Source organism: Streptomyces poriferorum (assembly GCF_019399235.1).
GTDB lineage: Bacteria > Actinomycetota > Actinomycetes > Streptomycetales > Streptomycetaceae > Streptomyces > Streptomyces poriferorum.
The window spans coordinates 1-9,436 of record NZ_JAELVH010000366.1 but is presented as its reverse complement, the minus strand read 5'-3'; the positions used below and the strand labels follow the sequence as shown (position 1 = coordinate 9,436).

The 9,436-nt window shown below is 71.0% G+C and carries 5 protein-coding genes and 1 tRNA gene; 4 read left to right on the top strand and 2 right to left on the bottom strand.

What is annotated here, in order from left to right; genetic code table 11:
- Both JGS39_RS35905 and JGS39_RS35900 read left to right on the top strand, forming a co-directional pair.
- Nucleotides 1-970, top strand: a 970-nt coding sequence (locus JGS39_RS35905) for an alkaline phosphatase family protein (protein ID WP_219573956.1), incomplete at its 5' end; no start/stop codon positions are given.
- Between the two features lie 49 nt (nt 971-1,019).
- Complete coding sequence (locus tag JGS39_RS35900; RefSeq protein WP_219573955.1) at nt 1,020-2,186, top strand: sugar phosphate isomerase/epimerase family protein; 1,167 nt, start codon at nt 1,020-1,022, stop codon at nt 2,184-2,186.
- Between the two features lie 64 nt (nt 2,187-2,250).
- Here JGS39_RS35900 and JGS39_RS35895 read toward each other — a convergent pair whose 3' ends face one another.
- Nucleotides 2,251-3,558 (bottom strand): DUF2254 domain-containing protein, encoded by a 1,308-nt coding sequence (locus JGS39_RS35895; protein ID WP_219573954.1) that lies wholly within the window; start codon nt 3,556-3,558, stop codon nt 2,251-2,253.
- Nucleotides 3,559-3,805: 247 nt separating this feature from the next.
- On the opposite strand from JGS39_RS35895, the gene JGS39_RS35890 reads away from it, so the two are divergent.
- A tRNA-Leu gene (locus tag JGS39_RS35890) sits at nt 3,806-3,893 on the top strand.
- 154 nt (nt 3,894-4,047) lie between these two features.
- Nucleotides 4,048-7,800 (top strand): S8 family serine peptidase, encoded by a 3,753-nt coding sequence (locus JGS39_RS35885; RefSeq protein WP_219573953.1) that lies wholly within the window; start codon nt 4,048-4,050, stop codon nt 7,798-7,800.
- Between the two features lie 143 nt (nt 7,801-7,943).
- Here the strand turns inward: JGS39_RS35885 and JGS39_RS35880 are convergent.
- The coding region (locus JGS39_RS35880) for a hypothetical protein (RefSeq protein ID WP_219573952.1) at nt 7,944-9,436 on the bottom strand (1,493 nt) is incomplete at its 5' end.

Genomic DNA, 9,436 nt, shown 5'->3' with positions numbered 1-9,436 from the left:
CTGCTACACCCGCCAGCCCGCCCTCCACGACGAACTCACCGAGAAACTCGGCACCTTCCCCCTCTTCCACTTCTGGGGACCCGGCGCCGACCTCGTCTCCTCCCAGTGGATCATCGACGCCACCCGGCACATCCTCGGCACCCGCCACCCCGACCTCGCCCTGTGCTACCTCCCGCACCTCGACTACGACCTCCAGCGCTACGGCCCCGACGACCCGCGCGCCTTCCGGGCCGCCGCCGACCTCGACCGGGCCGTGGCCCCGCTCCTGGACGACGCCCGCCGCGAGGGACGCACCGTCGTCGCCCTGTCCGAGTACGGCATCACCCGGGTCGACCGGCCCGTCGACATCAACCGGGCGCTGCGCCGCGCCGGCCTCCTGGAGGTCCACACCCAGGACGGCATGGAGTACCTGGACCCGATGACGTCGCGGGCCTTCGCCGTCGCCGACCACCAGATCGCTCACATCTACGTACGCCGTCCCGAGGATCTCGAAGCGGCCCGCGAAGCCCTGGCCGGCCTCCCCGGCATCGAGCAGCTCCTCGACGACGAGGGCAAGAAGGCACAGGGCCTGGACCACCCGCGCTCCGGCGAACTGGTCGCCGTGGCCGAACCGGACGCCTGGTTCACGTACTACTACTGGCTCGACGACGACCGCGCACCCGACTTCGCCCAGCTCGTCGAGATCCACCGCAAACCCGGCTACGACCCCGTCGAGCTCTTCATGGACCCCCAGGACCCCTATGTCCGGGTCAAGGCGGTCACGGCCGTCGCCCGCAAGAAGCTCGGCATGCGCTACCGCATGGCGGTCGTACCGCTCGACCCGTCACCCATCCGAGGCAGCCACGGCCGCCTCCCCCCGAGCGACGAAGAAGGTCCGCTCATCCTCTGCTCCACCCCCCACGCGTTCACCGGACCCGTCCGGGCCACCGAAGTGAAGTCCCTGCTCCTCACGCTGGCCGGCCTCGCATGAGACCGGTCCGTTCACAGCGCTGCGAGCATCTTCGAAAAGGAGAGAGACCGTGACCGTGTACAACGACGACGCATCCGGAACGGACGGCGCCCTGCGCCGCAGCCTCGGCATCGACCGCCGCCGCTTCCTCAGCACCTGCACCGCCGCCGGGGCGGCGGCGATCGCCGCGCCCGTCCTCGGCGCATCGCCGGCCTTCGCCCGGCCCGCCTCCGGTCCGGGGCACGACCACGGTCACGGACACGGCCAGGCCCTGGTCCCCGCGCACAAGCGAGGGATCATCCTGTACACCGTGCGCGATGCCACGGGCCGGGACCCGCTCAGCACGACCCTGCCCTCGGGCTTCCGCGAGGTCTTCAAGGAGCTGGCCCGCTACGGGTACAAGCAGGTCGAGTTCGCCGGGTACGGCCAGCACGCCAACGCACCGGGCGGAAACAACCTCGAATCGGTGGAAGGCGCGAAGCTGCTGCGTTCCTGGCTGGACGACTACGGGCTGCGCGCCCAGGGCAACCACGGCTTCATCCCGGGGTCCTGGCCCCTGAGCCAGAGCGACCTCGACCAGTTCAAGCGGCACCTGGAGATAGCCAACATCCTCGGCATGGACCACATGGGCACCGGTGGCGACCCCACCGGCAGCGCCTACCGCGCCGACTGGGACGTGGCCGCCGACAAGTGGAACGCGCTGGGGCAGATCGCCCACCGTGCGGGGATCAAGCTGTACACGCACAACCACGACGCGGCGTACGGCTTCCTGCTCGACGGCGGTCCGCTGGACGACCAGGGACGGCCCACCCGCAGCTCGGGCATCCGCAAGCTCGAGTACTTCCTCAAGGTCACCGACCCGAAGACCGTATGGCTGGAGATGGACGTCTACTGGGCGCACGTCGCCCAGTACAAGTTCCACACCTACACGGCGCTCGACGGATCGGTGCGGGAGAACATCTTCGACCCCGCGGCAGTGGTCCGCCGCCACAACAAGCGCTACCCGCTGTTCCACGCCAAGGACGGCATCATCAACACGGCCAGTGGCGACGGCTACGACATGGTCCCCTTCGGCACCGGGGTCATCGACTACCGGACCTTCTTCCGCCGCGTCGGGGAGGCGCAGTACCGCAACCCGATGGTCGAGCAGGACACCGCACCGAGCTCCACGGACCTCGCGCAGTCCCTGAAGCAGGCGCGGATCAGCTACGAGGGCATGGCGGCACTGCGTAAGTAGAACCCACGGCGGCCCCCCTCCCATGAGGTACGGGGAGGGCGGGCCGCGCCCGCACCCAGCCCCCTCAGCCGATCCCCTGCCGGTCGGGCAACAGCGCGAACTCCCGCTCGGCCGCATCCGGAACCGTGCGCTCCACCGCCTGCACCAGCAGCGCGCGGTGCCGGAGCAGCGGCCCCTGCCTCTCCGGCCCGGCCAGTGCCACCAGGTCATCGATCCCGGCCAGCAGCCGCCGGGTGACCTGCGGGCTGTCCGTCGCGCACCGGCGGATCTCCTCGAACCCGAGATCCACGAGATCCGCCCACTCCGGCACGTCCTGAATGAGCCGTACGGACCCCTTACGGTCCCGATGGTGGACGACACCGAGAGGGAGCTTCACCACGGCCGCGAGGAACTGGACGATCCGGTCGAGGCACTGCACGGCGGTGGTCGGATCGTTCACCGCCGGCGACAGGGCCCGCAGCGCGATGTCCGACAGCTGCCTCAGTCCGAACGCCAGATCCTGGTGGAGCGTGCGCTCGACCCCGACCCACACCGTGTACCGCAACGCGTGCGGGCCCGGCGCGTCCCCGCCGTGCACCGCCAGCACCGGAGTACCCGGCACGACGAAGTCCCCGAGCCGCGGGATGAGCCGCAGCACCACACCCTGTCTCCGCGCGACCCGGACCAGACGTGCCACGTTCACGTCCCGCAGCACGCCGGCGCGTCCCGCGTGCGGGATCTGCCCGCTCTCGGCGGGAAGCACTCCTTCCTCCTGCGGCCCGCCGACGGGCATCCGCCGCAGCACATGGAAGGAGTCCCGGGTGATCCGGTCGACGACGGGCCCGACCTGCATCAGGCGCAGTGTGGAGCTCACGTACGCGATGAAGAGGAGCAGGCTGAGCCCGACGAGCACGGCGGTCAGGATGCTCTGCACAAAGGGGACGGACACGACGCGGCGCGGATCGGCCGTGCTCTCGTACGAGCTCAGGACCAGCAGCGAGAACACGAACGTCGCCAGGAAGACGGACAGCGTGAGCTTGCTGATCCGGCTGCGTACGAAGATCCGGACCACCCGGGGCGTGAGCTGGCCGCTCGCCATCTGCACGGCCACCAGCGAGATGCTGAAGACCACACCGATGAAGGTCATCATCGCCGAGCTGACCGTGACGACGATCGTCTTCGTGTCCTCGGCGATCGAGACCAGGTCCGAGATCTCGTCGTACGCCCCCTCGTCCTGGAGGTAGGCCACGATCTGCTCGTCGACGGCCGAGGCGACGAGCCAGAGCACCACGGCGCAGACCAGCGTCAGGGTCGGAGCGAACCAGAACGTTTCGCGCAGGCGCTCGCGCAAGGGCGACAGCGTGCGGGGTGGCCGGTAGCCGCGATCACTCATGCCCGCGAACGTAACCCGGCCCGCCCGTGCACCGGCGGACGCCGTCGCCGAACCTCCGGCCGTACCGTGTGTGCGCGACCGTCCACACAGGGTGCGCGCGCGGCGGCCGGGGGCCCCGGCTGTGTCCCGCCGAGGCCCGTGCACCGCACTGACCAGGGCGAAGACCACGGGAAATGCAGGTGAGGGCGACCCCAAACCCCTGGTATTGTTTTCTTTGTCGCCACGGGAAACCGGGGCCGACCACCTGGTCCGGGTGGCGGAATGGCAGACGCGCTAGCTTGAGGTGCTAGTGCCCTTTATCGGGCGTGGGGGTTCAAGTCCCCCCTCGGACACCAGAAGTCGAGGGCCGTCCTGGAGAAATCCGGGGCGGCCCTTCGGCGTTCCCCGGAGCCCCACCGCTCCTCACACCCCGTGGCGAATCCGCGCCATGACGAGGTGTCGCCACCCCGGCCCGGTATGGCCGTCGGCCCGCCTGCGCAGATACGGGCCATGACATCCTCACATCCAAGACGCCGGAGACTCCTGGTACCGGCCATTGCGGTGCTCTCGCTCGCGCTGGGCGGTGGGGCACTGCTGCCCACCCCCGCCGGCGCGGATGACGGCGCCAGGAGCGCCACCGCCGGGAAGACCGGCCCGTCGCCCATGTACGACGTCACCCTCGTCACCGGTGACGTCGTCCACTACACGGACCTGCCGGGCAGCTCCGATCCCGTCACCGTCGACACCGCATCCGGTTCGCACGGAGGCGTGCAGATACAGACCTACGGCACGAACACCTACGTGATTCCGGCGCAGGCCGCCGGGCTGATCGCCGCCGACAGACTCGACGTCGAACTGTTCAACGTCACCGGCCTGGTCGAGATGGGCTACGACGACGCCCGCTCCGGCGGCACTCCGCTGATCGCGACCGCCCCGAAGGGGGCGGGGGACGGGCGGGCCGCCCGGTCCTCGGCTCTCCCGGGCGCGCCTGCCGGGTCGAAGCGGGTGCGCGCTCTGGCCGCTGTCCGCGCCACTGCCCTGAAGACCGATGCCAGGCGTGCGCGGGCCTTCTGGGCGGGCATCACGCCCGACACTCCGACGGCCCCCCGGTCTCTCGACGCCGACACCGGAATCGGCAAGCTGTGGCTCGACAGGAAGATCGAGCCGACGCTGAGCGAGTCCGTGCCGCAGGTGCGGGCCCCCGAGGCCTGGGCCGAGGGCTTCGACGGCACCGGCAGCAAGGTCGCCGTCCTCGACACCGGCATCGATGCCACGCACCCCGACGTCAAGGGCGCCATCGTGGCGTCCAAGAGCTTCGTGCCGGGCGAGAGCACCGATGACAAGGTGGGGCACGGCACCCACGTCGCGTCCACCATCGCCGGGTCCGGCGCCGCCTCCGACGGAGCGAAGAAGGGTGTGGCGCCGGGCGCGGCCCTGTACGTCGGCAAGGTGCTGTCGGACGCCGGCGAGGGCACCGAGTCCGCGATCATCGAGGGCATGCAGTGGGCCCGGGACGAGGGTGTCGACGTCGTGTCGATGAGCCTGGGCACCAATACCGCGTCCGACGGCGTCGACCCCGTGTCGCAGGCCGTGAACGCGCTGTCCGCGGACGGCGGGCCGTTGTTCGTCGTCGCCGCCGGCAACAACGCCGACGTGGGGTCCATCGGTTCCCCCGGAGCCGCCGAAGCGGCGCTCACGGTAGGCGCCGTCAACAAGCAGGACACCCGCGCGGCATTCTCCAGCCAGGGCCCGGTGCGGCGCACCTACGCCATCAAGCCGGACATCTCGGCGCCCGGCGTGTCCATCAGTGCCGCCGCCGCACACCCGGCCGAGGGCGGACCGATGTACCAGTCGATGACCGGTACGTCGATGGCGACCCCCCACGTCGCCGGCGGCGCCGCCGTACTGCACCAGGCCCACCCGGACTGGGACGCGGCCCGGCTGAAGAGCGCGCTGATGTCGTCGTCGAAGAAGCTGAACGCCTTCACCCCCTACCAGCTGGGCGCGGGACGGCTCGACGTCGCCGCCGCCGTCGACAGCACGATCGAGGCCCCCGGCTCCCTGGGTACGGTCGCCGTCACCTGGCAGAACAAGGACGACGGCCCCGCCGAGCGCACCATTACCTACCGGAACACGGGCACTGCCGATGTGACGCTGGACCTGGCCCTGGACACCCGCGACGACCACTTCACCCTCTCGCGCCCCTCGGTCACCGTGCCCGCGAAGGGCGCAGCCGAGGTGACGCTGCGCCTCGACCCGTCGGCCATGACCACCAACTCGGCCGTCTCCGGCCAGGTGACCGCCACCGACACGGCGCGCGCGGTCATGGTGGCCCACACCGCGTTCGCACTGCTCAAGGAGCCGGAACTCTACGACTACACGCTGGAGCTGAGGGACCGCGACGGCAAGCCCACGACAGGCACCATCGCGATGACCTATCCGGGCAGCGCCGCGCCCGGTTTCGTCACGGTCTACGGCAGGACGACGCTGCGGCTGCCGCCGCGCATGTACACCGCCTGGGGCTTCCTCGACGTCGCCGGCGACCGTGCCGACGAGCAGGGGCTCGCACTCGTCGCCGCCCCCGATGTACAACTTGGAGACGGCGGGGCCACGGTACGACTCGACGCCTCCCTCGCCAACCGGGTGGCAGCGGTCACTCCGCGCGAGACCGAGAACCGGCAGACGGTGGTGCAGTTCCGCCGTACGTTCCCCGACGGCAGGGCAGGCGCGGGTTCGGCGTTCGTCATGGACCCGTCGTACGACGCCCTGTACGTCCAGCCCACCGACGAGGCGGCCGGCGCGCAGGACCTGCTGGTGCACTGGCGCCAGCAGCAGAAGTCCCTCGATGCCCGAACCGGCATCGGCCACGACGTCCAGCTGACAGCCCAGAACGGCGCGGTCCCGTCCGACGGGCGCCGCACCCTGCGCACGGTGTACGCCGGCAAGGGCACCGGCGCCGACTACGCCGGGCTCGACGTGAAGGGCAAGGCGGTCGTCGTCGACCGCCGCGGCGCGAGCCCGGACGAGCGGGCCGAGGCCGCCGCGAACGCCGGTGCCGCCCTGCTGATCACCGTCAACGACCGACGGGGCCGACTGTACGAGACGTACACCGATGCCCACGGTCTCACCGTGGCGGGTGTCCGGCAGTCGGACGGTGCCCGGCTGATCGAGGAGGCGGAGTCCGGTCGGGGCACGCTCACCGTCACCGGGCGGCGCAGCCCCGCGTACCAGTACGACCTGCTGGAGTACCGGAAGGGTGCGATCCCGGACCACGACCTCGTGTACCGGCCCAGGGAGAGCGAACTGGCCCGCGTGCAGACGAACTTCCACGCGGCGTGGACTGACGGCGTGACGCCGGAAGGCGTCGGGCGGCGGGTCTTCAGCCCGTACTGGGGCAAGGGAGCCGCCAGCAACGAGACCGAGAGCTATCCGGCGGCACGCACCGACTTCCTCACCGCGCTGCCCGAAACGCTCGGGGCCTGGCACGAGGAGCACCGCGCGGAGCTCGGCGGTCCCGGTGCCGACAACGTCATCGAGATCGCCGCCGACCGCGGCTACGCCTCCGGAGGGCACTACACGGGTGAATGGTTCGCGCCGGTGGTGGCGCCGCGCTTCGGCGAGAGCTTCTGGCGGCCCAGCCGCACCAGCAACGGCGTGTCCTGGAACCTTCCGGCGTGGTCCGGTGCGGGCGCCGGGCACACGGCGATGTCGCCCGGCGTCCGCGACGGGAGTGTCACGGTCCAGTTCCGGCAGGGCGACAGCCTGCTGACCACCGGCCTGGGCTACTCAGGCTATGCCACCGGGCTGCCCGCCGCGGAACAGGCGTACAGCATCACCCTCGATGCCGCCCGTGACACCGCCAAGTGGGACAAGTCGACGCGCACACACACGCGTTGGGACTTCCGTTCGGCCGCGCCTCCGCAGGGCACGCCGAGCAAGGAGGTCCCGCTGCTCGATCTGCGCTACGACGTGGGCACGGATCTGCGCGGCGACCTGCCCGCGGGCCGGAAGGTGACGCTGGGGCTCCACTCCTCCGTCTACCGGACCGGCGCTGCGGCGGACTCGGCCACCTTGCAGGTCTCGTACGACGAGGGGAGCAGCTGGCGGGCGGTGCCGCTGACGAAGGCCGGTGACGGGCGCTGGACGGTCCGGCTGGTGACGCCGCGCACGAAGGGCGGGTCGGTGTCGCTGCGCGCGTCGGCGCAGGGCCCGGACGGGCTCGCCGTCACCCAGGACGTGATCAGGGCCTTCGGACTGAAGTGAGCGGTCCCTGGTACGGACGGCGCGATCCGTGCCGTCCGCGCCCGTGAGGTGACACGGCCCCGTATGCGGAACGGGGGGCGGGGCCCGTGCGGTGAAGCTGCCGTGCGGGCCCCGTGGCCGGACAGCCCTTCAGTACCTTCCGGTCAGGCCGAGGACAGCTGTTCCGCTATCTCCTTGACCCATGAGGCGCTCTTCTCCGGATCATTGAGGGAGTCCGCCCACTCGTCCGGGTTCTGTTGGTGCTGGGCGGGGCCTGCCTTCAGGGCGAGGAGAAGAGCCCTGGCCGAGTCCCGCATTTCGGCCGATGTGTCGCCACTCCCGGCGATGTCCACACCCGCCGCCAATCCGTAGATCTTCCGCGCCATGGCCTGGCGTTCGCCGTTCTCCACCTTCTTCCAGAACTTCAGGGCCTCCTTCAGCGCATCCTCGCGTGAGGCGGGTTCCGCCGGCGTCGTGTCGCCCGCCCAGCGTTCGGGGTGGCGGGCCCCCTCGTAACGCTTCATGCCGGCGCGCCCGGCCTTGTAGGCGGTGACGCCGAGGATGAGGCCGGCCGCGCCTGCGGCGAGGCCCCAGCCGACCGGATTGCTCGCCAGTCCCGCTCCTCCCGCGGTGGCGGCGACCGCCGTCACGATGCCACCCGCGGCCTTGGTGGACTCGCCCACGGCGGTGAACGCCTGCTTGCCCATCTTGTTGCGCTGCTTGCCGAGCGCGTACGTGTGCACGGTGTTCAACGTGTTCACATCCTCGGCCTGCCGGAGGTTCCTGGCGGCGTCCCGGACGGTGCCCATCGCTGCCCAGGCCACCTCGATGGCCTCGGAGACGCGCTCGACCCGGTCGTCGCCCTCATGGTCCCAGTGGGCATCCATCGTGACGTACGCCTCGGCCGCGGCCCACTCGGCCGTCTGCCGTGCCTGGTTCAGCCGGTTCAGTTCCCCCTCGTCCGTACGGTCGGGCTTCTCGAGCCCCTTCAACGCGCGGTACTTGCGGGCAGTGAGCCCGACGCGGCCCGCCGCACGGGCACCCTTCACCGCGCCGACGACACCGGAGCCGATCCCGCCGGCCTCGGAGACGCTCATGGCGTGCGCGGCCTTCTGGGCCTTGGACAGTTCCTTGGCGATACCGAGGGCGTAGTTCGCCGCCCCGGCGGCGCCGATGACCGCGTCGGCCGTCTTGGTGTTGGCCTTCTTGTCTGCTCCGTGAAAGGCCGCACCGCTCTTGTGCTGCGCCGCGTCCTTCCTGGACTTGGCCGCCTCCATGCCGCTGAGCACGGCCCCGGCGGTCTCCGTGACGAGGTTCTCCGACGCGGCGGCGGCCCCCGAGGAGCCGGCGGAGTGCTTGAGGCCGTCGTTCGCCGTCGCGGAGGCCTGCTGGGAGAAGCCCGCGTTCGCGGGGACATGGACGCCCTTGACGAAGGTGTCGATGAACTCGAGATGCTTTTTGGCCTTGTCGAGGGCCGCGGCGATCCGGTCGCGATAACTCTTCGCCCCGGTGGACGCGGCCCCGTTCGCCGGAGCCTTTCCCTTCGCCGCGTCCTTGGCCCGCTGCACCGCCGTGGTGGCGGCCCGGTTGCCGAAGCTGGACTGCATCTCGAGGATGGGGCGGTGGGGCGGGACGGGGGACGGGCCTTCGGTCCGGT

Excerpts from the sequence above, each read along its gene's own strand:
- JGS39_RS35895 (WP_219573954.1), bottom strand. The coding sequence starts at position 3,558 with ATGAGTGATCGCGGCTACCGGCCACCCCGCACGCTGTCGCCCTTGCGC.
- JGS39_RS35885 (WP_219573953.1), top strand. The coding sequence starts at position 4,048 with ATGACATCCTCACATCCAAGACGCCGGAGACTCCTGGTACCGGCCATT.